Annotated in this window: 27 protein-coding genes; 6 read left to right on the top strand and 21 right to left on the bottom strand. The window is 69.8% G+C overall.

All coding sequences use genetic code 11. The annotated features are described in order from the left end of the window. Position 1: 1 nt before the first annotated feature. The 17 genes from R3I40_RS01455 to R3I40_RS01375 all read right to left on the bottom strand — a co-directional run bounded on the left by R3I40_RS01455 (position 2) and on the right by R3I40_RS01375 (position 14040). On the bottom strand, positions 2–697 hold the full coding sequence (locus R3I40_RS01455) for a ribonuclease HII (protein ID WP_183373447.1): 696 nt from the start codon (positions 695–697) through the stop codon (positions 2–4). 1 nt (position 698) lies between these two features. Then, the gene (lepB, locus tag R3I40_RS01450; RefSeq protein ID WP_183373446.1) at positions 699–1499 is read right to left on the bottom strand and encodes a signal peptidase I; all 801 of its coding nucleotides are present in this window, start codon (positions 1497–1499) and stop codon (positions 699–701) included. 5 nt (positions 1500–1504) lie between these two features. Next, the gene (gene lepB / locus R3I40_RS01445; RefSeq protein ID WP_311199377.1) at positions 1505–2044 is read right to left on the bottom strand and encodes a signal peptidase I; all 540 of its coding nucleotides are present in this window, start codon (positions 2042–2044) and stop codon (positions 1505–1507) included. A 41-nt stretch (positions 2045–2085) separates the two neighbouring features. After that, a complete protein-coding gene (gene rplS / locus R3I40_RS01440) occupies positions 2086–2436 on the bottom strand; it encodes a 50S ribosomal protein L19 (protein WP_183373445.1) in 351 nt (116 codons plus the stop codon). 295 nt (positions 2437–2731) lie between these two features. Then, positions 2732–3460, bottom strand: a complete 729-nt coding sequence (gene trmD / locus R3I40_RS01435; RefSeq protein WP_183373444.1) for a tRNA (guanosine(37)-N1)-methyltransferase TrmD — start codon at positions 3458–3460, stop codon at positions 2732–2734. Between the two features lies 1 nt (position 3461). Continuing rightward, complete coding sequence (rimM, locus tag R3I40_RS01430; protein ID WP_239376333.1) at positions 3462–4043, bottom strand: ribosome maturation factor RimM; 582 nt, start codon at positions 4041–4043, stop codon at positions 3462–3464. A gap of 15 nt (positions 4044–4058) precedes the next feature. After that, positions 4059–4934: a hypothetical protein gene (locus tag R3I40_RS01425; protein ID WP_285262349.1), complete on the bottom strand. Its 876-nt coding sequence runs from the start codon at positions 4932–4934 to the stop codon at positions 4059–4061. A gap of 96 nt (positions 4935–5030) precedes the next feature. Next, positions 5031–5273, bottom strand: coding sequence for an RNA-binding protein (locus R3I40_RS01420; RefSeq protein ID WP_183373441.1), 243 nt, complete (start codon positions 5271–5273; stop codon positions 5031–5033). Positions 5274–5275: 2 nt separating this feature from the next. Next, positions 5276–5752, bottom strand: a complete 477-nt coding sequence (rpsP, locus tag R3I40_RS01415) for a 30S ribosomal protein S16 (protein WP_239376335.1) — start codon at positions 5750–5752, stop codon at positions 5276–5278. Positions 5753–6179: 427 nt separating this feature from the next. Further along, a complete protein-coding gene (locus tag R3I40_RS01410; RefSeq protein ID WP_317700053.1) occupies positions 6180–7280 on the bottom strand; it encodes an amidohydrolase family protein in 1101 nt (366 codons plus the stop codon). 11 nt (positions 7281–7291) lie between these two features. Continuing rightward, positions 7292–8875 (bottom strand): signal recognition particle protein, encoded by a 1584-nt coding sequence (gene ffh, locus R3I40_RS01405; RefSeq protein ID WP_239376338.1) that lies wholly within the window; start codon positions 8873–8875, stop codon positions 7292–7294. 155 nt (positions 8876–9030) lie between these two features. Continuing rightward, positions 9031–10377 (bottom strand): signal recognition particle-docking protein FtsY, encoded by a 1347-nt coding sequence (gene ftsY / locus R3I40_RS01400; protein ID WP_285262348.1) that lies wholly within the window; start codon positions 10375–10377, stop codon positions 9031–9033. Between the two features lie 171 nt (positions 10378–10548). Further along, positions 10549–10857, bottom strand: coding sequence for a hypothetical protein (locus tag R3I40_RS01395; RefSeq protein WP_285262347.1), 309 nt, complete (start codon positions 10855–10857; stop codon positions 10549–10551). A 126-nt stretch (positions 10858–10983) separates the two neighbouring features. Further along, positions 10984–11406, bottom strand: coding sequence for a nucleoside-diphosphate kinase (gene ndk / locus R3I40_RS01390; protein WP_183376670.1), 423 nt, complete (start codon positions 11404–11406; stop codon positions 10984–10986). A 441-nt stretch (positions 11407–11847) separates the two neighbouring features. Next, positions 11848–12006 (bottom strand): hypothetical protein, encoded by a 159-nt coding sequence (locus R3I40_RS01385; protein WP_285262346.1) that lies wholly within the window; start codon positions 12004–12006, stop codon positions 11848–11850. A gap of 268 nt (positions 12007–12274) precedes the next feature. Then, positions 12275–12682: a DUF4233 domain-containing protein gene (locus tag R3I40_RS01380; RefSeq protein ID WP_285262345.1), complete on the bottom strand. Its 408-nt coding sequence runs from the start codon at positions 12680–12682 to the stop codon at positions 12275–12277. Between the two features lie 2 nt (positions 12683–12684). Further along, the gene (locus R3I40_RS01375; protein ID WP_285262344.1) at positions 12685–14040 is read right to left on the bottom strand and encodes a bifunctional folylpolyglutamate synthase/dihydrofolate synthase; all 1356 of its coding nucleotides are present in this window, start codon (positions 14038–14040) and stop codon (positions 12685–12687) included. A gap of 187 nt (positions 14041–14227) precedes the next feature. Between R3I40_RS01375 and R3I40_RS01370 the strand changes: the two genes are divergently transcribed. After that, positions 14228–15934, top strand: a complete 1707-nt coding sequence (locus R3I40_RS01370; protein WP_285262343.1) for an alpha/beta hydrolase — start codon at positions 14228–14230, stop codon at positions 15932–15934. 66 nt (positions 15935–16000) lie between these two features. On the opposite strand, the gene ileS is transcribed toward R3I40_RS01370, so the two are convergent. The 3 genes from ileS to R3I40_RS01355 all read right to left on the bottom strand — a co-directional run bounded on the left by ileS (position 16001) and on the right by R3I40_RS01355 (position 21190). Then, positions 16001–19330, bottom strand: coding sequence for an isoleucine--tRNA ligase (gene ileS / locus R3I40_RS01365; RefSeq protein WP_259923725.1), 3330 nt, complete (start codon positions 19328–19330; stop codon positions 16001–16003). A gap of 214 nt (positions 19331–19544) precedes the next feature. Further along, positions 19545–19823: a hypothetical protein gene (locus R3I40_RS01360; protein WP_183376662.1), complete on the bottom strand. Its 279-nt coding sequence runs from the start codon at positions 19821–19823 to the stop codon at positions 19545–19547. Next, positions 19820–21190, bottom strand: coding sequence for a PspC domain-containing protein (locus R3I40_RS01355; protein WP_221187294.1), 1371 nt, complete (start codon positions 21188–21190; stop codon positions 19820–19822). Before R3I40_RS01355 ends, R3I40_RS01360 begins: the two co-directional genes overlap by 4 nt. 14 nt (positions 21191–21204) lie before the next feature. Here R3I40_RS01355 and R3I40_RS01350 point away from each other — a divergent pair, with 14 nt between their 5' ends. From R3I40_RS01350 to R3I40_RS01335, 4 genes are all read left to right on the top strand, one after another. Further along, positions 21205–22572, top strand: coding sequence for a sensor histidine kinase (locus R3I40_RS01350; RefSeq protein WP_183376660.1), 1368 nt, complete (start codon positions 21205–21207; stop codon positions 22570–22572). Further along, positions 22569–23222 carry a LuxR C-terminal-related transcriptional regulator gene (locus tag R3I40_RS01345; RefSeq protein ID WP_183376658.1) on the top strand — a complete coding sequence of 218 codons (654 nt, stop codon included), beginning with the start codon at positions 22569–22571 and terminating at the stop codon, positions 23220–23222. Before R3I40_RS01350 ends, R3I40_RS01345 begins: the two co-directional genes overlap by 4 nt. Before the next feature lie 93 nt (positions 23223–23315). Further along, a complete protein-coding gene (locus R3I40_RS01340) occupies positions 23316–23588 on the top strand; it encodes a 2Fe-2S iron-sulfur cluster-binding protein (RefSeq protein ID WP_183376656.1) in 273 nt (90 codons plus the stop codon). A 35-nt stretch (positions 23589–23623) separates the two neighbouring features. Further along, positions 23624–23932 carry a 4a-hydroxytetrahydrobiopterin dehydratase gene (locus R3I40_RS01335; protein WP_183376654.1) on the top strand — a complete coding sequence of 103 codons (309 nt, stop codon included), beginning with the start codon at positions 23624–23626 and terminating at the stop codon, positions 23930–23932. Here the strand turns inward: R3I40_RS01335 and R3I40_RS01330 are convergent. After that, entirely contained in the window at positions 23916–24704 is a 789-nt protein-coding gene (locus tag R3I40_RS01330) for an SDR family oxidoreductase (protein ID WP_259923722.1), read from the bottom strand. The two genes, R3I40_RS01335 and R3I40_RS01330, sit on opposite strands and share 17 nt — an antisense overlap. Positions 24705–24896: 192 nt before the next feature. Between R3I40_RS01330 and R3I40_RS01325 the strand changes: the two genes are divergently transcribed. Then, positions 24897–26213 (top strand): MFS transporter, encoded by a 1317-nt coding sequence (locus R3I40_RS01325; RefSeq protein WP_183376650.1) that lies wholly within the window; start codon positions 24897–24899, stop codon positions 26211–26213. Positions 26214–26237: the final 24 nt, after the last annotated feature.

Raw genomic sequence — 26237 nt, 5'->3', positions numbered from 1 at the left:
CCTACGCCAGCTTCCAGGTGGACCTGTGCTCCGGGTGAAGACCGTGCTCAGCGATCGCGGCGCGATGTGCGGCCGATCCGTACCCCTTGTTCGACGCCCACGCATACGCCGGCGCCGTCCGGTCCAGCGCCTCCATGAGGGAGTCCCTCTCCACCTTCGCGAGCACGCTCGCCGCGGCAGCGCTGACGCAGTCCTGATCGGCCTTCACCCGCACGAGCACGGGCACGGGGCCGAGGCCGTCGGTGACGAAGTCCAAGTTGCCGTCCAGGATGATCCCTGCGATCGGCAGCTGGGCATCCGTCTCCTCTAGGCGGCGGCCGACGGATTCCAGTGCCCGCCTCGCCGCCACGCCGAGCGCGGCGCCGATTCCGACCTCGTCGATCTCGACCGCGGCGGCGGACCCGGTCGCCCAGATCAGGTCCTCGTCCGCCCGCAGGGCGGCGCTGACGGCGGCCCGGCGCTTCGCGGTGAGCTGCTTGGAGTCGCGGATGCCGTCCGGCAGGACCTGGGCGCGGGCGGACCCGTCGGCCCGCCGGTGGACGATGAGCGCGAACGCGCCCACCAGGACGGGGCCGGCGAGGGCTCCGCGGCCCACTTCGTCCACACCGATGACGGCGGCGCGGGCCGCGTCGGGGTGGGCGGCGAACAGGTCCGCGGCGAGGCGCTCCTCGTCGACCGCGGTGGGGTCCACGACCATGTCAGGCGGCGGCAGCGAGGTCGCCGCGTCGCAGCGTCACCTGGTCGGCGCGGGCGGACGGCTCCGGCACGCCGCTGAACGACTTCTCGCCGTCGTTCAGCCATGCCCAGGAGCTGATCGGCCACATGATGACGAACGCGCGGCCCACCAGGTGGTCCTCGGGCACGAAGCCGTCGATGCCGCTGGCTTCGCGGTAGGCGGAGTCGGCGGAGCGGTAGCGGTTGTCGCCCATCACCCAGAACTTGCCCTGCGGGACGGTGACGGAGAACTCCGCCTGGCAGGCGCCCGCATCGGGACTGATGTACGGCTCCGTGAGCTCTTCGCCGTTGACCTTCACTGGCCCGTCGGTGGATTCGCACTGCACGGTGTCACCGGGCATGCCGATGACGCGCTTGACGAGGAACCGCTGCGAGGGGTCCGGCATCAGACCCACCACACTGAGGGCCTTCTGCACACCGGCGCGGGCACCTGTCGGCTCCGGGAACTCGCTGCCCACCCAGTCCGACGGGTCCTCGAACACCACCACGTCACCGCGGTTGATGTCCTTGAGGTCGTCGTGGAACTTCGAGACGAGGATCTTGTCCTGCTCCATCAGGGTGGGGCGCATCGACCCGGACGGCACGTAGAACGGCTGCACCACGAATGTTTTGATCAGCACGGCGATCAGCAGCGCGATGCCGAGCGTGAGGGCGTAGTCGAGGATGGTGCGGCCGAGGCCGCGGCGCGCTGCGCGACGGCGGCGGCCGGTCGGCGCGGGATCGGGCTCCGCAGCCGGTGGGGAAGTCTCAGGTGAGGTGCTCATCGGTCTCATCCTAGGTCGGGGGCGCCGCCGAAGCGCCCAGGGGGCAGCACGATCCAGCGCACTTCTCCGCGCACCCGCTCCACGGGCACCATGCCGCCGCCGGGGGCGCCGAGCTGGCTGCGGGAATCAGCGGAGTTCTCACGGTTGTCGCCGAGGACGAACATCCGTCCTGCCGGGACCTTCACGTGGAACTCCTGGGCCGACGGCTTCACCCCCGGCGGCAGGTAGGGTTCGTCCAGTTCGTCGCCGTTGACAGTGATGGCGCCTGACGGGCTGCAGCACTGGACCTCGTCCCCGCCGATCCCGATGACGCGCTTCGTCCAGAAGTGGGTGGACCCGTCGGCCGAGGAGAAGTAGCCGGTGCCGTCGAACACGACGACCTGGCCGCGCTCTGCGGTGCCCCGGGTGCTGCGGTCCACGAGGATGACATCGCCGCGCTGCAGGGTGGGCTGCATCGACTCGGAGGGAATGCGGAACGGTTCGGTGACGAACTGCCGCACCCCGAGCACCGCCAGGAGGGCGAGAATGACGGAAACGGCGACCACTGTCCACAGGGGCCGCCGTTCCGGACGTGACTGAGCGGTGCTCAGCTGTGGTCGCGCTTCTCGCGGATGCGGGCCTTCTTGCCGGTGAGGCCGCGCAGGTAGTACAGCTTCGCGCGGCGCACGTCACCGCGGGTCACGACCTCGATCTTGTCGATCGTCGGTGCGTGCACCGGGAACACGCGCTCCACGCCCACACCGAAGGAGACCTTGCGGACGCGGAAGGTCTCGCGGATGCCGCCGCCCTGACGAGCGAGGACGTAGCCCTGGAACACCTGGATACGAGAGCGGTTGCCCTCGACCACGCGCACGTGGACCTTGACGTTGTCGCCCGCGCGGAACGCCGGGATGTTGTCGCGCAGCTGAGCTGCATCGAGTGCATCGAGCTTCTGCATGATGTCTCTCCTACCCCTCGCCCCAGGTCGACGGGAGATGTCTTCACCCTCGCCGGCACGCGGCCGACGAGCGTCACTCACAATGAGGTGTGTGCTGGGCCTCTGGCTGCCACTCCCATGGCAACGGACCTGCCCGATCGCTCAGTGCCGACCACCCCTGAGGCAGTGGACGGCGCGATGCGCACAGTCCACGATTCTTCCACCAAAGCCCCGCGGGGGCAATGCTGCGCCCCGCCGCTGCGGTGCGAATCCCACCACAGGCCGCCGCCTGCCGCGCGCAGGGGGGCCGACGGGGTCACTCCCCCAGCAGGTCCGGCCGCCGCTCCCGGGTCCGCTGCACGGCCTGCTCGCGCCGCCACTGGGCGATGCGACCGTGATGCCCGCTCATCAGCACCTCCGGCACGTCGCGCACCTGCCCGTCCGGCGACGTCCACGATGCCGGCTTCGTGTAGATCGGGTACTCCAGCAGACCGACCGAATGGGACTCCTCCACGATCGACTCCGGGTTGCCGAGCACGCCGGGCACGAGCCGAACGATCGCTTCGGTCATCGCCAGCACCGCGACCTCGCCGCCGTTGAGGACGTAGTCGCCGAGGGAGTGCAGGCGCGTCTCGATGCCGGTGTCCCGCAGGTATTCGTAGACGCGCTCGTCAATGCCTTCATAGCGACCGCAGGCGAAGATCAGCCACTGCTCACCGCTCAGGGACTGCGCCGCGGCCTGCCGGAACGGCTCACCGGCGGGGTTCGGGAAGATCACGATCGGCTGCGCCTGATCGTCCCCCAGTGCCCGTCGGCCCGCCTCGATGACGTGGGCGAACGCCTCCGCCCACGGCTCCGGCTTCATCACCATGCCGGCGCCGCCGCCGACGGGAGTGTCGTCCACGGTGCGGTGGCGGTCGTGGGTGAAGTCCCGCAGGTTGTGCAGCTGCAGGTCGAGGGCGCCGTCACGGCGTGCCTTCCCGATGAGGGACAGGTCCAGCGGATGCAGGTACTCGGGGAAGATGGTGATGACGTCGATGCGCATGTCAGTCGCGCTCCGAGTCCGCGTTCTCCGGGTCGAACAGACCACCGGGCGGGTCGGCGACGATCCGCCCCTGCTCGAGGTCCACTTCCGGCACGAGCTCCTCCACGAACGGCAGCATGACGCGCTGACCGCTGACGGCGCGGACGATGAGGACGTCCTGCGCGGGGTAGTGCTCGAGGTCGAGGACGGTGCCGAGTTCGGTGCCGTCGGCCGTCACCACCGGCAGGCCCTTCAGCTCCGACGGGTACCAGGCGTCAGGATCCTGCTCGAACTCCTCGTCCCGGTCCAGCCGCACCGTGAGGTCGGCGCCGCGGACCTGTTCGGCGGCGGTGCGGTCGCGCAGTTCAGCGAACTTCGCGTACCAGCGGCCCTGCTGGATGCGGGTGGAGGTGACGGTGAGGGTGCGCGGCAGAGCTGTCGTGTCCGCTCCGATGACGCCGGCGGGGTTGACATCGAGCACGGCCCCGTCGGCGAGGCGGACCTCGGGGATGTCGGTGCGCAGCATGACGGCCACCTCCCCCTTGAGTCCGTGCGCCCGGCCGATGGTGCCGACGGCGACGGTGATGGTGTTCTCGCTGGGCATGGGAGTTCCTGTCTGTCAGCCGGCGAGGTCGCCGGACTCGCTGTCTGTGACGTCGCTGGCGCCGGAGAATCCGGCGGACGAGCAGGCGGAGCCGAACTGGTCCATCGCGTCCCGCAGCCCCGGGGAGTCCATGTCGCCGTCCAGAGCGGCGGTGAACGGCTTCTGGATCTCGCCGATGGCGGCGGCGACGCCCTCATCGTCCACCGCGCGCTTCTGCTGCTCGAGGTAGTCGTTGACCCGCTTCACGGTGTCCATGTCGTCAGCGCTGACGGTGCGCGGGGACAGCCCCACCACGCGGAACATCTCGGACGGCAGCACGTTCGCGGTGCTGAACACACCGAGGGTCTGCGGTTTCGTGCTCAGTTCGGAGCACACGAGCTTCGCGGACTTCTGGCCGCCCTTCGACGGGTCGGCGTCGAACGCGGCGGCCTGCGAATAGCCGGAGCAGGCGGCGGCGACACCGCGGTAGGCGTCGGCGAACGCCCCCATGTCCGCCTTCGAGCCCTTGGGGGCTTCGTCCTGGAACCAGACCATCAGCGGTTCCACGTCGGTGCGGACGGAGTCGTCGGCGTCCTGGAACACGGTGCGCAGGGTGTCGGCGCCGGAGGCGAAGAACTGGGTGTCGCCATCGGTGGATTCGGCGACGCTGCCGGCGAGCCCGAGGATCTCGTACGCCTTCGGGGACAGGTAGTCGGGGTCGCCGAAGAAGTCGAGGCAGGCCGCCTTCGTGGCGGGGTCCTCAGCGGCGATGCTGGACGCCGACGGGCTCTGCTGCTCGGCCGGCTTCTGCGCCTGCCCGCCGGGGCCGGTGCAGGCGGCGATGAGCAGCAGGGAACTGAGGGCCGCTGCGGTGGTGGCGGTGGTGCGGCGGAGCGTACGGGTGATGGTCACTGGTCTGCCTTCAGGTGGTGGGGATGAGCGAAGGCGGCAGCGCCCCGGAGGGTGCTGCCGCCTTGGTGCATAAGGGGCACGGTCGCTGCGGCTGGGTCACCGCTTGTCGGTGTCGACGATGTCGACACGGACGTCGTCATCGGACAGCGCCTGGGTGACCGTGCGCAGAGCGCGAGCGGTGCGACCCGAGCGGCCGATCACGCGGCCGAGGTCCTCGGGGTTGACCCGGACCTCCAGCAGCGGGCCGCGGCGCGTGTTCTTCTCCCTGACGCGGACGTCATCGGGGTTGTCCACGATGCCGCTGACCAAGTGCGACAGTGCCTCAGCGCGAGCGGTCATGCTCAGGCCTCGTCCGACGCCTCAGCGGAGGCGTCCTCAGCCGGAGCGTCCTCGGAGCCCTCAGCGGCCTCGGCTTCGGCGGCGGCCTTCTCAGCCTCTGCCTTCTCCTTGGCCTTCTTCGCCTCGTCGCGCTTCTCAGCTGCCTGCTTGTCAGCGGCGGCGATGCGCTCCTCAGCGGACTCCTTCTCGGCCTTGGTCTTCAGGGTGCCCTCGGCGCCCTCCTCGCCCTTGAACTTGGCCCAGTCGCCGGTCGCGCGCAGGATGGCTGCGACCTGGTCGGAGGTCTGGGCGCCGACGCCCAGCCAGTACTGTGCACGCTCGGAGTCGACCTCGATCAGCGAGGGCTCCTCGGTGGGACGGTAGACACCGATCTCCTCGATGACGGCGCCGTCGCGCTTCTTGCGCGAATCGACGACGACGACGCGGTAGTGGGGTGCATGGACCTTGCCCATGCGCTTCAGACGAATCTTGACGGCCACGCGGCTGTCTCTCCTTCTTGACGGTGGGTGAATTCGGCGCACCCTGTGGGGTCATGCGGGGCGCACGTCCTTCGGCTGGACGCATCGGCGGCAGGTAGAGGGCTGCCGGCGACACATACAGCAGATGATTATGCCAGGATTCACCGCACCCGGCCAGGGCGATCCCATGTGCCGGTCCGCACAGTCGCATCCTGCCCACCGGCCCCACCATCGACCCCATGCTCCTCTCCGGACTGCTGTCCCTGCGGCGCGGCAGCGCACGGGGACGGCCGGTGGAGCTTCGGTCTCGGCGCGATTGCTGCGAGCATCCTGTGGTTCACGGCGCTCGGCTACGGGGCGCGCCTGCTCGACGTCCTCGTGGGCGTGACGATGCTGGTCATCGCGCTCACACTGATCCTGCGCTGATGCGGATCCTGCGCTGACGGCCTCAGCCGCCGACGACCTCCCCGCGCAGCATGATCGCGTCCAGATCGCGCAGCGCTCGGTGGTCGCGGCGCGGATCCTCCGCGGTCACGATGAGGTTCGCCGGCGCGCCCTCCACCAGCCCGGGCTTGCGGAGGAACTCGTGCGGCGCGAACACAGCCGCATCCAGGATCTGCTCGGCGCTGAGGCCGCACTTGGCGATCTCGTCGAGCTCGTCGTGGATGATGCCGTGGCCGAGCACGCCGCCGCTGTCCGTGCCGGTCAGCAGCTGCACGCCCGCGTCGACGGCGTCGCACGTCCGCTCGAAGCGCTCCCCCCGCAGGCGGCGCATGTGCGCGGCGTACTGCGGGAACTTCCGCTCCCCCTGGTCGGCGTAGTCGGTGAACCGGTCCACGTTCACCAGGGTCGTCACCACGGGGATACCGGCCTCGGCGACCGCGGGGATCGTCTCGTCGGTGAGGCCGGTGGCGTGCTCCAGGCAGTCGAAGCCGGCCTGAAGCATCAGCGGGATGGTCTCCTCATCGAACGTGTGCGCGGTGATGCGGGCACCGGCGGCGTGGGCGGCATCCGCGGCGGCGCGGAAGTCATCCGCGGACCAGCAGGGGGCGAGGTCGCCCTTGTCACGGTCGATCCAGTCGCCGACGATCTTCACCCACCCGTCGGACCGTTCCGCCTGCGTCGTCACCGCGGCCGGCAGGTCCTGGGGGTCGACCTCGTCGGCATAGCCGATGAGGTAGCGGCGGGTGCGGGCCACGTGGCGGCCGCAGCGCACCAGATCGGGCATCAGGTGCCCTGCCTCGCCGGGCGCAGTGGCCTGCAGCGGGGAGTTGTCGATGATGGACCCGGCGTCGCGGATCAGGAGGACACCGGTGTCGCGGTTGCGGCGCATCTGCTCGCGCGCCGTCTCCAGGGTGGTGCCCTCACCGCTGTCGTTGATGCCGATGTGGCAGTGCAGGTCCGCCAGGCCCGGCAGCGCGTATCCGGCCAGGCGCCGGGTGGGGGCGGAACCCGTCGGCCGCTCGAACGTGATCCGGCCGCCCACCACCCACGCCTGGGGGGCCTCCTCACCGGCGGCGGTGAGGATGGGCCCGCTCAGATGGAGCACCTCCGCGGCTGTCACTTGCCGAACATCTTCCGCATCTCAGGGGGCAGGGAGTTCAGCTGCTTCGGATCGAGGCTGGACAGGTCCGGCATCTCGCCGCCGCCCTGACCGCCGAGGCCGAAGGCGGACCCGGCGGGCTGGTTCGCCTGCTTCTGCGCCCACGCCTTCTCCTGGGCGGCGCGCTTCGCCGGGTTGCCGGACTTCGACTTCCGCTTCTTCTGCTGCGGCTGCTGGCGGCCCTTGGACTTCTTGCCGAAGCCCATCCCGGGGCCGCCCGGCATGCCGCCGCCGGCCATCCCCTGGCCCATGGAGCCCATCATCTTCTGCGCCTGCTTGAAGCGCTCCAGCAGCTGGTTCACTTCGGTGACGGTCACACCGGAGCCGGCGGCGATGCGGGCCCGACGGGACCCGTTGATCTGCTTGGGATTCGCGCGTTCGAACGGGGTCATCGACTGGATGATCGCTTCGATGCGGTTCAGCTGGGAGTCGTCGAACTGGTCGATCTGCTCCTTGTACTGGCGCATGTTCGGCAGCATGCCGAGCATCTTCTTCATCGACCCCATCTTCTTCATCTGCGCCATCAGGCCCAGATAGTCGTTGAAGTCGAAGTCCTCGCCCTTGGTGAGCTTGGACGCCATCTGCTCGGTCTGCTTCTGATCGAACGACCTCTCCGCCTGCTCGATGAGGGAGAGCATGTCGCCCATGTCGAGGATGCGGTTGGCCATGCGGTCCGGGTGGAACCGTTCGAAGTCGCCGAGGGCCTCACCGGTGGAGGCGAACAGGATCGGGCGCTCGGTGACGCCGGTGATGGAGAGGGCGGCACCGCCCCGAGCGTCGCCGTCGAGCTTGGAGAGGACCACGCCGGTGAAGCCGACGCCGTCGCGGAACGATTCGGCGACGCGGGCGGCGTCCTGACCGATCATCGCGTCGACCACGAACAGGGTGTCGTCGGGGTTGACGGCGTCGCGGATGTCGCGGGCCTGCTGCATCATCTCCTCGTCCACACCGAGGCGACCCGCGGTGTCGACGATGACGATGTCGTGGTGCTTGTCGCGGGCGATGGCGACACCGTTGCGCGCCACCTGCACCGGGTCGCCCACACCGTTGCCGGGCTGCGGGGCGTACACGGCGACGCCGGCACGGCGACCCACGATCTGCAGCTGGTTGACGGCGTTGGGGCGCTGCAGGTCGGATGCGATCAGCATCGGCGTGTGGCCCTGCTCCTTGAACCACTTCGCGAGCTTGCCGGCGAGGGTGGTCTTACCGGCGCCCTGGAGGCCGGCGAGCATGATGACGGTGGGCGGGTTCTTCGCCAGGCGCAGCTCACCGGTGGCGCCGCCGAGGACTTCGATGAGCTCCTCGTGGACGATCTTGACGACCTGCTGGGCGGGGTTGAGAGCCTTGGAGACCTCTTCACCGAGGGCGCGCTCACGGATCTGGGCGGCGAAGGAGCGGACCACGGGGACGGCGACGTCGGCGTCCAGGAGTGCGCGGCGGATCTCGCGGACTGTCTTGTCGACGTCCGCTTCGGTGAGGCGGCCGTGGCCTCGCAGACCCTTGAGGGATTGAGTGATCCGGTCGGACAGGTTGTTGAACACGAAGAATGGACCTCAGCGGTTGATCGGGGCGGCAGGCGGTGTGACGGCTCGCGCCAATGGTGGCGCACCCGCATGCCGGGCCCGACCATCCTACCGGTGGCGGATGGGGCCCCGCACGCGGGTGCGGCGGGTGAGGTGAGGAGTCCGTCGGCCGCTCAGGCCTCAAGCAGGGCGTCGACGAAGCCGTACGGGTCGAACGGGGTGAGGTCGTCCATGCCTTCGCCGAGGCCGACGAGCTTCACCGGCACGCCGAGTTCGCGCTGCACGTTGACGACGATGCCGCCCTTCGCGGTGCCGTCGAGCTTGGTGAGGGCGATGCCGGTGATGTCGACCGCTTCGGCGAACACGCGCGCCTGCTGCATGCCGTTCTGACCGGTGGTGGCGTCGATGACCAGGATGATCTCCTGGATCTTCGCCCCCTTGAGCGCCTTCGATGCGACGCGGCTGATCTTGCCGAGCTCGTCCATCAGGCCCTTCTTGTTCTGCAGGCGGCCCGCGGTGTCGATGACGACCACGTCCACATCCTGCTTGATGCCCTCGGTGACCGCATCGAACGCGACCGATGCGGGGTCGGCGCCCTCGCGGTCGCTGCGGACGGTGTCCACGCCGACCCGTTCACCCCAGGTGGTGAGCTGTTCAGCAGCCGCGGCGCGGAACGTGTCGGCGGCGCCGAACACAACGGTGCGCCCCTCCGCGATGAGGACGCGGCCGAACTTGCCGGTGGTGGTGGTCTTGCCGGTGCCGTTCACGCCGACCATCACGATGACCGACGGGACCCGTTCACCGCTGGGCGCTTCGATGGCGCTGGCGGCGATGCGGCGGTCCAGGGTCGGGTCCACGACCTTGACGAGCTCGTCGCGGAGGATGTCGTGCACCTCCGCGGGGTCGCGGGAGCCGAGCACCTGCACGCGGGCGCGCAGGCCGTCCATCAGCTCATCGGTGGCGGCGGGCCCAAGGTCGGCGAGCAGGAGGGTCTCTTCGATCTCCTCCCAGGTGGCGTCGTCGATCTCGTCGCGGGTGAGGAGGTTGAGCAGACCGCGGCCCATGGCGCCGGAGCGCTGCAGACGGGCGCGCAGGCGCACCATGCGATCAGCGGTCGGTTCCGGCTGCTCGAGTTCGACCGGTGCTTCGTCCACCACCGTCTCATCGGCCGCTTCAGCGGGCGCGGCTGCCGACTCGGTCTCGGCCTCGGGGGCGGTTGCTGCGGCGGTGGAGCCGCCGGCCGACGGAGCCTCTGCCTCACGCGCTTCCGGAGCTTCAGCGGTCTCGGGGCCTGCGTCGGCCGCCTCCTCCGACTTCTTCGGCGCGGCGGGGGCAGTCAGCGTGTCACCCCAGGTGGGTGCGGCGGGGCGCGGGCGCGCCGGCGGGCGGACGGTCTCCGCGCCGCGGCCTTCGGGGCGGCGCCCGTCGGTCTTGGTGGTGGGTTTGGTGCGCGAGCGCATGCCCGCCCAGATGCCGCCGCCGATGACGGCGAGTCCGCCGCCGCCGGCGAGAACGGCCATCAGAATGTCATTGGGATCCACAGGCACCTCCGTAGTGTTGCGCAGCCGGGCGCGGTGGGGCGCCGGTGCGGGATGCGGGCGGGCATGCGCCCGATGGGTCAGTCAGCGCGCCGGAGCACCGGATGCGCGCGGGCGCACCGGTTCAGCGCTGAGACCAGTCTATGCGGGAGGTCAGGCGGCGATGGAGTCGCGGCGCGGGCGACGCGGCGAACGGTGGATGCCCGTTGCGCGGCGCAGCACGGTCGCCTCCTCATCGGGGACGATCCGACGGGGCGCGGGGCCCGTCGGCGCACTGCGATGGCGCACGCCCGGTGCGGCCGGCTCGGCCGGGGCGGGCGTGCGGGCCGGCACGCGCACGGCGGTCGGGGAATCGGTGACGCGGGAACGGCGCGATTCAGCGAGCGCAAGGGCTGCGACGACGATGAGCAGGACTGCTGACACGGCCACAGCGAAGAGGAGGAAGATCACGACGGAAGCCATGCCCATAGTGTGCACCAGCAGCCGCCCTCCCGGTAGGGGAATTCGTCACCAATGATGAACCGGGAATGTGAAACGCGCGACCCCACAAGTGGGGCCGCGCGCATCGAACGGGTTCGGGGCAGAGGATCAGAGGTTCGGGAACCAGATCCCGATCTCGCGGTCAGCGGATTCGACGGAGTCTGAGCCGTGCACCAGGTTCTGGATCACCGGGGCATCCCATTCGCGACCGAGGTCGCCGCGGATCGTGCCCGGCGCGGCCTCAGTGGGGTTCGTTCCGCCGGCGAGGGAGCGGAAGCCCTTGATGACGTTCTCGCCCTCAGCAACCAGGGCGACGATCGGTCCGCCGGCCATGTAGGTCACGAGCGGGTCGTAGAAGGGCTTGCCCTCGTGCTCGGCGTAGTGGGCGGCCAGCTCTTCCTTGGTGGCGGTGCGCTGCGACAGGGCGACGATGTCGTAGCCCTTCGCCTCGATGCGGCGGATGATCTCACCGCGCAGGCTGCGCTGGACGGCGTCGGGCTTCAGCAGGACGAGTGTTCGTTCAGTGCTCATGGGCCCACACTATCCGGTGGAGCCAGCGGGGCACTCCCACGGGCCGGTCGGACCGGGTGTGGACGACCACTTCCCCACACCCGACAACACCCTTTAATACCCTGCGAACTGGGCATTCGCCGACCCCGACTTTCAATGTCGCACCCCTCCCCCAGCCTGACTGCACCCATCGGAACAGGACACCGTCGGCCGGAAGGAGGAGAGATCATGGCGCTGGACATCGAGCCGCTGCGGACGCTGCCGAAGAGCGGTGACAGCACACTGGACAGCATCCACCAGGCCGCGGTGAACCTGGCAGCGCAGGCGTCCGCCCTGCACGCCGACCTGCTCGGCGCTCCTCTCGCGGCCGGTCAGGACTACGCCAGCGCCACCACCGCCGTCGCCGCTGCCCGTGACCAGATCACCCTGCTCCTCGGTACGCTCGCCGCGCAGGCCACCCGCTCAGCGGTCCACGAAGTCGCCACCTGGACCCGCCAGTCCCACCACCGCGCCCGCCGATTCATCACCGGGCACGCCCTGATGAACGCTGCGATGCCGCGCCTTCGGGAAGCCGTCGTCACCGGGGCCGTGGAGCACGAAGCTGCCCTCACCATCACTCACGAAGCCTCCCTCGCACCGAGCCTGGATCATCAGCGTGAACTCGACCGGGTCCTGTCCGAGGACGCCCCTCAGCTCACCGCCGCGGGGACCCGAGCGTGGCGGGACCATACGCGGCGCCGCATGGCGGAGCTGGACCCGCAGACCGTGTACGACCGGGCTCAGCGCGCCCAGCAGAACCGCCGCGTCACGCTCCGCGACGCCGACGACCAGGCGGGCCCTCGCCGCCATGACCACGGTGCCCGCGCGGGGCGTCGGTCCGCGAATGCACTCAGCCGCGCCCGTCGGTGCCGAGGACCCGCGCGTCCACCGCGTCCTTCTCCCGGTCCATCGTGTGGCCCTTCACCACGCTCACTAGGTACAGGATCGCGAACGCTGCGCCCACCACCCACATGGCGGGAACCACCAGACCCATGAGGAGAACGGGGAGCTGCAGCACCAGGCCCAGCCAGTACCCGGCAGCCGTCGGCCGCCTCATCATGCCCACCGCGACCAGCAGCAGGACCACCAGGGCCAGACCGACCGTCCACGTCACCGCCCGGTGCTCCGGCGCCAGACCATGCGCCACCAGGACGGAGAAGAAGATGACCGCGGCTTCGCAGATCAGCGTGGTCGCCGCCAGCATGCGCTGCGCTGGACCCTTGCGGCGGGACGGGGTGAAATCGAACATTCCGGCCATGATCACACCTCACCGTCCCGGCCCAGGAGCTGACGCACTTCAGCGGACAGCGTCACCGACCCCGCGGCCACGATGCCGCCGAACGAGTCGCCCCCGGCCTCCGCGATGTCGACCGCGCGCTGGATCGCATCCGGCAGGTGCGCCGCTTCGATCACGCGGTCCTCATCACCGAAGACGTCCTCCGCGATCATCGACAGGCGGTCCGCCGGGATCGCCCGCGGCGACGACGTCTGCGTGATCACCACCGTGTCCATCAGCGGTTCGAAGATCGACAGGATCTCGTGCACGTCCTTCTCCTGCAGCACCGCCACGATCCCCGTGACCGAGGTGAAGCGGAAGTTCTCCCGCACCGTCTCCACCAGTGCTTCGGCACCCGCAGGGTTGTGCGCCGCGTCGACCACGATCGTCGGTGACTGGCGCACCACCTCGGCGCGGCCCGGCGAGGTCACCGACCCCGCCGCTTCGCGCAGCAGCTCCAGGTTCAGCGGCTCATCGCCGCCTCCGAGGAACGCCTCCGCCGCCGCAATCGCCAGCAGCGCGTTGGACGCCATGTGCTCCCCCAGCAGCGGCAGGAACACCTCGTCGTACCGGCCCGCGATGCCCTGCACGGACAGCATCTGCCCGCCCACACCGGGAACACGGTCCAGCACCGCGATCTGCTCGCCCTCAACAGCCGCCGTGATGCCGCGCTCCTCCGCGACCTCCTGCAGCACGTCCATGGCCGACGGGTGCTTCTGTGCGCCCAGCACAGCGATCGCACCCGGCTTCAGGATCCCGGCCTTCTCCCCCGCGATCTCCTCAATCGTGTCGCCCAGGTACTCCTGGTGGTCGAGGGAGATGGAGGTGATGACGGTGACGTCGCTGTCGATGATGTTGGTGGCGTCCCAGGTGCCGCCGAGCCCGGTCTCGATGACGGCGGCGTCGACCGGGGCGGTGGCGAACGCCTGGAACTGCATCGCGGTGAGGACCTCGAACATGGTCATGCGGGGGCCGCCGGCGGCGAGGGACTCCTGATCGACGCGCTCCACGAACGGCATGACGTCCTCGAACGCCTGCACGAAGTCGGCTTCGCTGATGGGGTCGCCGTCGATGGCGATGCGCTCCGTCGGAGAGTGCAGGTGGGGGCTGGTGATGCGGCCGACCCGCAGGCCCGCGCCCATGAGGATCGCTTCGGCGACCCGGGCGGTCGTGGTCTTGCCGTTCGTGCCGGCGATGTGGATGCTGCGGTAGGAGTTCTGCGGGTCGCCCATCAGCTCCATCACCCGACGGATGCGCTCCAGGCCCGGCTCGATCTCGTTCTCAGGGGCGCGCGCCACCAGTGCGGCGTAGGCGCGTGCGAAGTCCTCTGAGTGCTCCACGCTCTCTCCTCCACGAATCAGACAGGGACCGGGTGCTCCTGCGGCCCCGAGCCAGTCTACGGGCGCGATGTCCACATTCCCGCCCCCACCCGGTTGTCCACAGGCCGACGGGTGCCGTGCGTCTCCCCGCGCTGCTCTCCCTAGCCTGGACCGCATCATCCGCTCCACCCGGGAACGAGGACACTCCATGACTGCACCCGCCGCCGACCCCGCCGTCACCGACCCCACCGCTGCTGACGCGATCGGGATGGACCCCGCCGCTGTCGAGGCCGCTGCGACAGCCCTCGAGGAGGCCGCCGCCACGATCCTCACCGGGCAGAAGGACATGGCGCACATCGCCACGTCCATGTCCTGGGACGGCCCCGATGCCGATGAGCACCGGCGATGGGTGCGTCAGGTGTTCGACCGCGACTGCCAGGAGGTCGCTTCGGAGATCAGCCGCATCGCCCGGGAACTGCACGACCAGGTCCGCCACCAGATCGACGCCTCCACCGCCCGCGGCATCATCCCCGACCCCGGGGGCTTCGGCTCCGCTCTGCGCAGCGGCTTCCAGCAGGGCGCGCCGCACATTGCCCGCGGCGTGCCGCTCGGCTACGGCCCCGCCCGCACATTCGGGGCGCCGACGGGTTCCACCAACGGATACCTCGACGACGATGACCCCGCGCCCGACTGGCTCGAAGGCCCGGTCGAGAAGGGACTGTCGCTCATCGGGCAGGGCGGCCGCGCGATTGTTGGGGCCTGGCAGGACGAGCGCGAGGCGAAGCTGCGTTCTCAGGGAGTCCACCCGGACATCGTGGAGCAGGCGCGCCGCAATGACGAGATCGCCGTGGAACCCCTGTTGAGGTTCATCGATGGGACCGGTCCCGCGCCTTCAGCGATGGAGACCGCATCCGGGGCCGCTCTGCTCCTGGCCAGCCCGTTCCTCGCCCATGGGCAGAACCTCCAGGGCATCGCCAACGCAGTCACCGCAGTCGTCAACGGTCAACCAATTCCCGATTTCGCCAATGCCGAACCGGCGGTCCTCGACGTCGCCACCACCGAGGGAGGCACAGTCCCCGCGAACACTGCTGAACTCGTCCTCGGCATTGAAGACGTCCGTGCACCCACGGTGGAGGCCGGCACCGACCAGGGCAGGATCTCCGTCACGCAACTGCGGGACGAGAACGGCCAGGCCACGGCGATCGTGCACGTCCCGCCCACAGAAGGAACACCGATCGATCAGATCGACGCATGGACCGGGGCGCAGGGAAACAACCGCGACTGGCTCAGCAACGTCCACCTCGCGTCTGCGGACCGCGACGCAGCGGCCGTGAAGGACATCGACGTGGCTCTGAAGGAGGCGGATCTGCCGCCGGGCACTCCTGTGCTCCTGGTCGGCCATTCACAGGGCGGGCTGGCGGCGGCGCGATTCGCCCAGGATCCGCAGTACAACGGCCCGGGGGCCCACCTCGTGACGGATGTCGTCACCGTCGGCTCCCCCGTGGACTCCATTCAGCCCGCGCATACGAACACGCAGCTGACGTCGATCTCGCACGGGGACTCCTACCTCGAGGTCGGCGGCATGCGTGTGCCGCTCCCGACCGATGGCGACATCGTCCCCGCTCTCGACTTCAACGAGCGTTCGCTCAACGAACAACTGGTCGCGATCGACCTCCCCGATCAGGAACCGGCGCCGAACTCCGAGGTCAACTACCTGGATCTGAACCACAACAGCGGGCACACTCACCCGAACGGCGAGATCCGCAGGGACTGGGGCTACACCGGCTCCATTGCGAAGTTCGAGAACAGCAACGACCAGCTGATCGCCCTGAACCGGCGGCTTGAGGGGACGTACACCGGTGAGAACGTGACAGCGGTGCGCACCACCGTCGTCACCACAGGGGTGGAGAGGTGATGCGCACCGCTGACGCCGGGGCGCGGCCCGGCTATGCGGCGCGGCCGGTCACGCCGAGGAGCGTGATCACGCCTTCGCGAGCGCGATCGCCACGGGCCCGGCCGTCACCGATTCGTCGGTGCTGAAAAGGGGGTCGCCGCCGAACGCGTCGGCCGCGGACCCGCCGATGCTGACCTCACGCGCGAGGACCTCACCGGCGACCAGCTGCTCGAAGGAGCGGACTGCGGACTCGATCGACTCGGCGGATGCGGAATCGGCGCCGGCGATGTGCAGGCGGATGCGGTCGGAGATGTTCAGACCGGCGGAGCGGCGTGCGGACTGCACCGCACGCACCACGTCACGGGCGGTGCCTTCGGCTTCGAGCTCCGGCGTGAGCTGCGTGTCCAGCACGATGAACGCGCCGCCGCGCAGCACACCGATCGCGACACCGTCGGCGGCCGCATCGGACCCGGCCACGAGGTCGAGCGTGTATTCGCCGTCCACGAGGTCGATGCCGCCGGCAGTGACGGTGCCGTCCTCCGCCACGGACCAGTCGCCGCTCTTCGAGCCCTTGATCACCTGCTGCACCTGCTTGCCGAGGCGGGGCCCAGCGGCGCGGGCGTTGACCGTCAGCTTCTGCTCCACGCCGAGGTCCTGCGCCTCCGGCGAATCCAGGTCCAGCAGGCGCACCGACTTCACGTTCAGCTCATCGGCGATGATCGAGGAGAAGTCCTCCAGCGACGCCGACTGCGGGTGCACCACGGTCAGGCCCGCGAGCGGCAGGCGAGCACGCAGATGCTCCTTCTTCCGCAGCGCGTTGCCGGTGCTGGCGACCTCGCGGACCGCGTCCATCTCCTCCACCAGGGCGTCATCGGCGGGGAACACGGATGCGTCGGGCCAGTCGGTGAGGTGCACGGAGCGCTCACCGGTGAGCTGCTGGTAGATCTCCTCGGACAGCATCGGCAGCAGCGGGGCCATCACGCGCAGCAGGGTCTCCAGGACCGTGAACAGAGTGTCGATGGCCTGCTCGTCGCCCTCCCAGAAGCGGTCGCGGGAGCGGCGCACGTACCAGTTGGTGAGCATGTCCAGGAACGCCTGGATCTCCGCCGCGGCGCTCGCCACATGCAGACCCATCATCTGCCCGCGCACGGACTCCACGAGCTGCCCCGTGCGGGCCAGCAGGTAGCGGTCCATGACGTCCGTGGAGTCGTACCGCAGGCGCCCTTCGTACCCGGCGGGGCGGCCGTCGGCGTCCTTCGTCCCGGCGGCGTTCGCGTAGAGGGCGTAGAAGTACCAGACGTTCCACAGCGGCAGCACCACCTGGCGGGCGGCGTCGCGGATCGCGGCCTCCCCCACGATCAGGTTGCCGCCGCGCAGGATCGGGCTGGACATGAGGAACCAGCGCATCGCGTCCGCACCGTACTTGTCGTACATCTCGCGCACGTCCGGGTAGTTGCGGCGCGACTTCGACATCTTTTCGCCGTCGTCGCCGAGGACGATGCCGTGGCAGATCACCGAGGTGAATGCGGGACGGTCGAACAGGGCGGTGGACATGACGTGCATGACGTAGAACCAGCCGCGGGTCTGCCCGATGTACTCCACGATGAAGTCCGCCGGGTTGTGCGAATCGAACCAGTCCTGGTTCTCGAACGGGTAGTGCACCTGCGCGAACGGCATGGACGCGGAGTCGAACCAGACGTCGAACACGTCCTCCACGCGCCGCATCGTGGACTTCCCCGTCGGGTCGTCCGGGTTGGGGCGGGTGAGCTCGTCGATGTACGGGCGGTGCAGGTTCACCTCGCCGTTCTCATCGCGCGGCAGTTCACCGAACGCCTCCTCCAGCTCCGCGATGGAGCCGTACACCTCGGTGCGGGGATGGTTCGGGTCGTCGGACTTCCACACGGGGATCGGGGAGCCCCAGTAGCGGTTGCGGGAGATCGCCCAGTCGCGGGCGCCCTCGAGCCACTTGCCGAACTGGCCGTGCTTCACGTTGCCCGGCACCCATTCGATCTGCTCGTTCAGCTCGAGCATGCGCTCGCGCTGGTCGGCGACCTTGATGAACCAGGAGCTGACGGCCTTGTAGATCAGCGGGGTGCGGCAGCGCCAGCAGTGCGGGTAGGAGTGCACGTAGCTCTTCTCCTGGAAGAGCCGCTGATCCTTCTTCAGGATGGTGATGATGGGGCGGTTCGCCTCGAACACCTGCACACCGGCGATCTCATCGAGCGCGGTGCCGCGGAAGTAGTCGAGGAACTGGGCGGCCTCATCGACCGAGACGATGACGGGGATGCCGTAGGCGGCGTTGACCTTCTGGTCCTCTTCACCGTACGCGGTGGCCTGGTGGACGATGCCGGTGCCGTCACCGGTGGTGACGTAGTCGGCGACCGTGATGATCCAGGCGTTCTCGGTGCCCCACTTCTCCCGGTCGGCGGAGTAGACGTCCCACAGCGGTTCGTAGGTGATGTGCTCCAGCTCGGTGCCGACGAAGCGCCGCTCCTCCACCGCGGCGTCGAGCGCCTCGGCGTCATCGTAGCCGAGCTCCTTCGTGAACTGAGTGAGGAGGTCGGCGGCGACGATGTAGCGGGCGCCGTCGGACGCAGCGCCTCCGTCGGCCGCCCCGTTCGGGCCCGCCGGCACCACCACGTACTCCACCTCGGGGCCGACCGCGAGGGAGAAGTTCGTCGGCAGCGTCCACGGAGTCGTGGTCCAGGCGAGCGCGTGCACGCCGTCGAGACCGAGGCCGGCGGCCTTCTCGCCGGTGAGCGGGAAGGTGACCACGACCGACGGGTCCTGGCGGTCCTGGTAGACGTCGTCATCCATCCGCAGTTCGTGGTTCGACAGCGGGGTCTGGTCGCGCCAGCAGTACGGCAGCACGGAGTGGCCCTCATAGGCGCGGCCCTTGTCGTGCAGGGTCTTGAACGCCCACAGCACCGACTCCATGAACGGCAGGTTCAGGGTCTTGTAGTCGTTCTCGAAGTCCACCCAGCGGGCCTGCCGCTCCACGTACTCCTGCCACTGGTCCGTGAACTTCAGGACGGAGGAGCGGGCGGCGGCGTTGAACGTCGCGATGCCCATCTCTTCGATCTCGCGCTTCTCGGTCATGCCGAGCTCGCGCATCGCCTCCAGTTCGGCGGGCAGGCCGTGGGTGTCCCAGCCGAAGCGGCGGTCCACCTTGTAGCCGCACATGGTGCGGAAGCGCGGGATGACGTCCTTGACGAAGCCGGTCAGGAGGTGGCCGTAGTGCGGCAGGCCGTTGGCGAACGGCGGGCCGTCGTAGAACACGAACTCCTCGGCGCCGTCGCGGTTGGCAATGGAGGCGCGGAAGGTGTCGTCCTGCTTCCAGAAGCCGAGGACGTCGGACTCGACCTCGGGGAGGTTCGGGGAGGCGGTGAGGTCGTCACCGTTCTTCGGGTAGGCCATCGGGCACTGCTCCTTGCGCTGCTGCGGGTCGGGAAGTCTCAGACCCGGGAACGCTGGGCGCGCGGTACCACCCCGGTTGGCGCCCCGTGGGGCGCCCGCTCATTCATCAGCTGTGACGGGCTGGTCCCGGCGGGTTCTACTGAGGCCGCTCTGGGGCGGCCGGTTCTTCCCGCGGCTCTCCGGTGATGGCCGGGTCGATGCCGATGGGGTGAGTCTAACCGACCTCGTCGGCTGGGCGCGAGGGGGTCTCGGGCGCGGTGGGCGCGGACGCTGCGGTCTCGATGGGTGCGGGCTCGGTGGGCGCGGGGCGGGCGGGCCGGAGGAAGGCCGACGGCAGCATCGCCAGCACCCCGGCGCTGAGGATGCCCGCGGCGATCAGCCACAGCGGCAGCGCATCGCCGAGCACGAGCACCGCCGCGAACAGGCCGGTCAGCAGAACGAAGAACAGCCCGGCGCTCACGCCCCAGGCGCTCGAGGTCATGCGGGAGATCATCGTGCCTCCTTCCAGGTGACGTCGCCGACGCCGAGGCGCCCGATCACGCGGACCTGCACAGCCGACGGGTTCCACGCATCCGTGCCGCGATGCTCCGTGCCGCGCTGCCTGCCCATGCCGGTGGTGATGTCCGAGCCCACATCCCAGGAGTGCTTCGGCATGATCACGGTGACGTCCCCGACGGGCCGGTCGCACACCACCCGCATCGCCAGCTGCGGGGACTCGGCGGCGGGGGCCGACGGGTTCTTCGCCCGCCACTGCGCCTCCGCTTCCGCCGGGTCGGGCGGCGGCGGCAGCGCGGACATGTCCAGCACCACGGGCGTGGACCAGTCGCGCGGACCGCCCGGTGAACAGGGCACGACCGTGCCGGGCTCGTACTCGGCGACGCTCACCACCACCGGGTCCTGGTGGCGGGAATCGGTGAGCCGCACCCACATCACCGAGCCCGCGAGCGCGACGGCGCACACCGTGCCGAGGACCACGAGTCGCGTATCGGTGCGGCCGCGCAGGCCGAGCACGATCAGCGCCGCGCCGGTGAGTGCGAGGGTCGCCGAGGCGCCGGCGCCGATCCGGCCGATGAAGGCCAGCGGCCCGTCGGGGTTGAGGGTCGGCGCGAGGTGCGGGAAGAGGGACAGGATGCTGAACGCAGCGATGCCGGTGAGAGCGGCGATCGCGAACAGGACCGTGGAGGTGCGGGGATCCGTCGGCCTTCCACCCGGGTCGGTGGTGGCGTCGGCGCGGCCGGTGGCGCGGGGATCGGCGTCGGCGCCCCACGCCAGCGGTGCGTCGCGGCGCAGACGGCCCACGAGGTCGGCGAGTTCGTGCTCGGTGAGGATGCCGGCTCGGGCACCGAGCTGCCCGACGATGTAGGCGGAGCGGGCGCGGGAGGACTGCCAGCCGCCCACCACGACGATCGCCAGCAGCACCAGCAGCAGCGGCAGCAGGAATGCGAGGGCGAGCACGAACCAGCGGATGTAGGCCCAGACGGCGAGCCCGGCGAGGATCACCGCCGGGGGGATCGCGGCAGCGATGACGAGGTCGCCCGGCTGCGGGCGGCGCCGGCGCAGCGCCTGCAGGGGCGTGTCGAAGCGGGAGCCGGGCAGCTGGCGCGGCAGCAGGATCAGCAGGATCAGGTAGATGAGGGGGCCGATGCCGAGGATGCCGAGGAGGACCGCGCACGCGCGGACCAGGCGGGTGGGAAGGCCGAACCCGTCGGCGAGGGCGAGGCACACACCGCCGACGAAGCCGCCTCCGGGCCGGCGCACCACGCCGTAGCGCAGGGCGCGGTCGCGCGGTGTGAGGGAGCGGGGCGGCGCGATGACGGTGTCGAAGACGCTGCGGGACCCGTCGTCGTGGGGTTCTGCCATGGCACCATAGTGGCATGCCCGAGATCACCCAGCCGTCGGCCGATCGATGGGCGCGGACCCTCACCGACGCTCAACTGGTCGGCGTGTGCGGCGCCCTCGCCCGCGGCTGCGGTGTGCCGGTCGCCCCGATCCGGGGCCTGACCCTTCTGTCCTTCGTGATGATCTTCGCCGCTGTGCCGGTCACGCTCGGCCTCAACCAGCCGCCGATGGTCGCGCTGACGTTCGCGGGCCTGGCCAGCGGCATCGTGTTCGCCTACATGGTGGCCTGGTGGGCGCTGCCGCTGGACGAATCGGCGGAGCGGGAGCTGCTGATGGGGCTCTCGCAGGCGCCGATGCGGGGCCGGCCGGCGCTGTCGGATGCGTCGATGGCGCTGCGCTCCCCCGCCTCGCAGCTCCTGCAGTGGATGCTCATCGCTGCTCTCGTCGGCGCGGCCGTGATGCTGACGGTGACCGGCATCGGCACCACGGTGGTGTGGGCGCTGCCGAGCTGGCCTCAGATCGCCGCGTTCTGCGGCATCAGCGCCGCCGGCATCGCCCTCGGGGTGCTGCCGCTGAACGCGGTGGACCGCGCCCGGTGGGGCGGTCGGATCGCGCAGGTGCCCTCGGTCGCGATCGTGGCGCTGGGGCTGTCCGTGGTGCTGCTGCTCGCCGGGTCGCTCGGCATGGCCGCCGCCCTGTTCGGCCCCCGCGCTCTGCTGGTGGCGCTGGCCGTCGCGGTCATCGTGATGCTGCTGGTGGCGGCAGTGCTGGTGCCGTGGCTGCGGCGACTGTGGCGGGGCCTGCAGGAGGAGTCGCAGGAGCGGGCGCTCGCGCAGCAGCGCCAGGAGATCACCGCGCACCTGCACGATTCGGTGCTGCAGACCCTCACCGTGATCCAGCAGTCCGGCCGCGACGGCGAGTCGATGAAGCAGCTCGCGCGGCTGCAGGAAGCGGAGCTGCGGCGATGGCTGTACGGGCAGCAGGACGCCCAGGCGGAGGCGGACGGCAGCAGCCTGCGCACTGCGGTCGAGGAGATGTGCGCGGATCTGCAGGCGGAGCACGCCGTGGAGATCGTGACGGTCATCGTCGGCGACGCCCCCCTGTGCCCCCGGGCGCGGCCGCTGGTGAAGGCGCTGCGGGAGGCGACCAGCAACGCGGTTCGGCACGGCGGCACCGGTGTGCGGGTGTTCGTGGACATCTCCCCCGACGTCATCGAAGCGTTCGTGCGCGACCGCGGTGAGGGCTTCGACCTCGACGCGGTGCCGGAGGACCGCCTGGGTGTGCGAGAGTCGATCATCGGCCGGATGAGGCGCGCCGGCGGCACCGCCCGGGTGCGCCGCGCCGCCGGCGGCGGCATGGAGGTGGCGCTGCGACTGGAGCGCCCCGAGGAAGGACAGCCATGAGCACGAAGGACACGGTGAGGATCGTGGTGGTGGACGACCACCGCATCTTCCAGCTCGGCGTCATCGACGAACTGCAGCGGGCCGACCCGTCGATCGAAGTGGTCGGCACGGCCGCGACCGTCGACGAGGCGATCACCGTGATCGGGCGGGAGAAGCCCGACGTGGTGCTTCTCGACGTGCATCTGCCGGGCGGCCACGGCGGCGGGGGTGCGGAAGTGGCGCGCTCCGTCGGCGAGGAGGTGCGGTGCCTGGGCCTCAGCGTGTCCGACGCCGCCGATGACGTCATCGCCGTGATACGCGCCGGCGCCCGCGGCTACGTCACGAAGTCCATCACCGGCGAGGACCTCGCGGATGCGGTGCACCGGATCGCGGAGGGCGATGCGGTGTTCTCCCCGCGCCTGGCCGGGTTCGTGCTCGATGCGTTCCGGGGGCAGGCGCCGCCGAGGCCGACGGAGCTGGACCTCCTGTCACCGCGCGAGACCGAAGTGATGAAGCTGATCGCCCGCGGGTACACGTACCGGGAGACCGCGAGCGAACTGTTCATCTCCGACCGCACCGTGGAGACGCACATGTCGAAAGTGCTGAAGAAGCTGCAGGTATCCAACCGCTACGAGTTGACGCGGTGGGCGCGGGACCGGTTCGTGATCTGACCGATGTGATGGAGCAGGCAGACCCTTCGGGTCCACAGCGCCCGTGTGAGAACCTGTGTGCGCTGTTCCCATCAGCTGGATCGAGGAGATGACATGTCCCTGTTCGGAGAGCCGTTCACCGCGAAGTGCCTGAAGTCGCAGAAGACCGTCGAGGTCGAAGAGGGCCAGTCCCTGCTGCAGGCCCTGCTGGACGCCGGCATCGACATGGACTACTCCTGCGAGGGCGGCGTGTGCGGCACCTGCGTGGTGCCGCTGGTGTCCGGCGAGGTCGACCACCAGGACGAGTTCCTGATGGACGACGAGCACGAGACCCACATGACCACCTGCGTGTCCCGCGGAATCGGCGAGATCGAGATCGACGTCTGATCCTGCGCCCAGCGCACCTGGCCTAGCGTGGGGCCATGACGAAGAACCACGATTCCATCACCGACGCCGCGGCGGCTGAGCGCATGCCGCAGTGGCGCATTGAGGACTCCACCGCACACCTGCAGGCGAAGGGCCGGTCCTTCGCGGATGCGATCCGCTTCGTCACCGGCGTTGCGGAGCTCGCGGAGGCCGCTGACCACCACCCCGATATCGACATCCGGTTCAACCGGGTGCGCCTGGCGCTGTCCTCGCATGACGTCGGATCCCTCAGCGACAGGGACGTCGCGCTCGGCGAGCAGATCGTTCGGCTCGCAGAGGAGCAGGGGCTCACGGTGTCCGCTTGACCTCGAGGGGTCGGCGCATCAGTTTGTGGGCCGCCGCCTGCGCCACCGGCCGCATCGTGATGAGGTCGAGGTTGACGTGGGCGGGCAGTTCGATGCTGTAGGCGATGACATCGGCGACGTCCTGCGCGGTCAGCGGCTTCTCGACGCCCTCGTAGACGGCATCGGCCGCGGCCTGGTCGCCGCCGAGGCGGGTCAGGGAGAACTCGTCCGTGTGCACGAGACCGGGCGCGACTTCGATGACGCGGATCGGCTCGCCGGCGAGTTCGAGCCGCAGGGCCGCTGCGAGCATGTGCTCGGCCGCCTTCGCGGCGTTGTATCCGGAACCGCCCTCGTAGGCGACCTGTGCGGCGGTGGAGGTCAGGAAGACGATGTCGCCGCCGCCGGCGGTGCGGATCTGCGGCAGCAGCGCTTTGGTGACGCGCCCGGCGCCGAGGACGTTCGAGGCGTACATGCCGGTCCACTTCTCGAAGTCCGCGCGCTCCACCCAGTCCACTCCGAGGGCGCCTCCGGCCACGTTGATGAGGGCGCTGACGCCCTGGGGGAAGAGCTCGGCTGCGCGTTCGGCGAGGCGGTCCACGGATGCCCCATCGGAGACGTCCACGACGAGTGTCGAGACGCCGGTCTCGGCCGCAAGCGCCTCGAGCCGGTCGCCGCGGCGGGCGACGGCGAGGACGTGGAACCCGTCGGCCTGCAGGCGGCGGGCGACGGCGCGGCCGATGCCGGAGCTCGCGCCGGTGACGACGGCGGTGCGCTGATTCTCGTTCTTGTGCATGCGGATTCCTCCGGGGATCGGGGCGGGTGATGCTGTCATCGTACGGCGATGCCCGGGCACTCGCCGGGCGAAGCAGTAGACGCAGATCACAGTCGGTGGTTCAATAGCCAGCCAAGGAGTTGCAATTCCCGCAACCCGGTTGCCTTCGGCGCGGCGATGACGCCTGCAGCGCCCCCGACTCAAAGGATCACGATGAGTTCAGCACCCACCTCCACCACCCTGTCGGGCCAGCCCCGCAAGGCCGAGACCCTCCGCCAGACCCGCACGCGGGTCCTCACCGCCAGCTTCATCGGCAACTTCGTCGAATGGTTCGACTACGCCGTCTACGGCTACTTCGCGGTGGTCATCTCCGAAGTCTTCTTCCCGGATTCGAAGAACAAGCTGCTGCTGACCTTCGGCCTGTTCGCGATCTCCTTCCTCATCCGCCCGCTCGGCGGCTTCTTCTGGGGACACCTCGGCGACCGGATCGGTCGGCGCACAGCTCTGAGCTGGTCGATCCTCATCATGAGCGCCGCCACCTTCTGCATCGCCCTCATCCCCGGGTACGCCACGATCGGCGTGGCCGCTCCCCTGCTGCTGCTGGCGTGCCGCCTGGTGCAGGGATTCTCCGCCTCCGGCGAGTACGCGGGCGCCTCCGCATTCCTCGTGGAGTACGCCCCGGCGGACAAGCGGGGCCGCTACGCCGCAGTGGTCCCCGCCTCCACCGCCACCGGCCTGCTGATGGGCTCGCTGTTCGCAGCGGTGTCCACCGCCGTCCTCACCGATGCGCAGATGCACGACTGGGGATGGCGCGTCCCGTTCCTGCTCGCCGCACCGATGGGCCTGATCGGCCGCTACATCCGCAACAAGCTGGAGGACACCCCGGCCTTCCAGGAGATCTCCGCGGAGGACGAGGTCATCAAGGCCCCGATGATGCAGATGTTCCGCGACCACTGGCCTGCGCTGCTGCGAGCCTTCGGCGCGGTGCTGCTGAACGCAGTGGGCTTCTACGTGATCCTCAGCTACATGCCGACCTACTTGTCCGAGGTTGTGAAGCTGGATTCGACCCTGAGCTACATCGCCACCACGGTCGCGCTCATCACCTACATCGGCTTCATCTTCGTCACCGGCTCGCTGTCGGACCGCTTCGGGCGCCGACGGGTGCTGATGGCCGCGGCGGTCCTGGCCGTGGTGCTGACGATTCCGGCATTCATGCTGCTGAACACCGGCAGCTTCGTCGTGATCCTGCTGGTGCAGGTGGTCCTGGGCTTCGCCCTCACGCTCAACGACGGCACCCTGCCGAGCTTCCTGTCCGAACTGTTCCCCACCCGGGTGCGCTACTCCGGCTTCGCCGTCAGCTTCAACCTGGGCAATGCGATCTTCGGCGGCACCGCGCCGGCGATCTGCACCTGGCTGATCGCGACGTCCGGTTCGCAGATCGCGCCGTCCTACTACCTGATCGGCGCCGCTGTGGTGTCGTTCATCGCGGTGGCGCTGTCCCCCGAGACGAGTCGTCGCCCGCTGACCTGAGGAGTCCGTGATTCCATCGTGACC

This window comes from Helcobacillus massiliensis, from assembly GCF_033106145.1.
GTDB classification, from domain to species: domain Bacteria; phylum Actinomycetota; class Actinomycetes; order Actinomycetales; family Dermabacteraceae; genus Helcobacillus; species Helcobacillus massiliensis.
This window is presented reverse-complemented; position numbering and strand designations above follow the sequence as displayed.